The organism is Escherichia sp. AM3 (genome assembly GCF_032029835.1).
Classification (GTDB): domain Bacteria; phylum Pseudomonadota; class Gammaproteobacteria; order Enterobacterales; family Enterobacteriaceae; genus Escherichia; species Escherichia coli.
In genome coordinates, this window is sequence record NZ_JAVUPQ010000498.1 from 1 (window position 1) to 621 (window position 621).

General features: G+C 48.3%; 1 protein-coding gene and 1 pseudogene. Both read right to left on the bottom strand.

Features of this window, described 5'->3' with window-relative positions; translation table 11 throughout:
* On the bottom strand, nucleotides 1–540 hold a 540-nt coding region (locus tag RTW80_RS26845; protein WP_312721139.1), incomplete at its 3' end, for a relaxase/mobilization nuclease domain-containing protein.
* 10 nt (nucleotides 541–550) lie between these two features.
* A pseudogene (locus RTW80_RS26850) lies at nucleotides 551–621 on the bottom strand (nikA protein); the annotation flags it as partial.

The following is a 621-nucleotide window of genomic DNA, read 5'->3' on the forward strand; positions in this document are numbered from 1 at the left end:
CAGATAACCCGTTTCAGGGTGTACCCGGTTAACAGCCACATGGACGTGCAGATTATCTGTATCAGTATGCACGGCAGAGACATACTGATGGTCGGCAAGGCCGAGTGATTTCAGCGTATGACGTACACTGTCATAAATCTGTTCCGGACGCGGGCTTTCATGTGACTGCCAGGAAAGGATGTAGTGAAAAACAGGATCAGTGTCATCTTTTGCATAGTGTGCCTGCCGGGCAATGTACTCCATATCTGCAGCGGCAGTTTCAAGAGAAGTACAGTTATGAAAGCAGGTGACACCATAAAAGTTGACCCATTCACAGCCGTCCTTCATGACATCAACCAGCGCCACGAATGACTCATTTCGAAGACGTGTCGCATAATCAACCAGGCGACTGAAACGGCTTCGGTGCGGTTGTTCAGCCTGCGAAGAAGAAGATAAATCCAGTTCCTCATCGGTCATGTCATCCCGGACAGAGACGTAGGATACCAGGTCTTCGAACGAAGACTTGCCGTCCCTTCTCTTTTTCGGAATGACTGCATTCACCGGAGAATCCTCAACCTTCCATTAACTGTTTACGCAATGTATTTGTAAGTTCGGGTATGGCAACAAGCACTTCTGCGTATT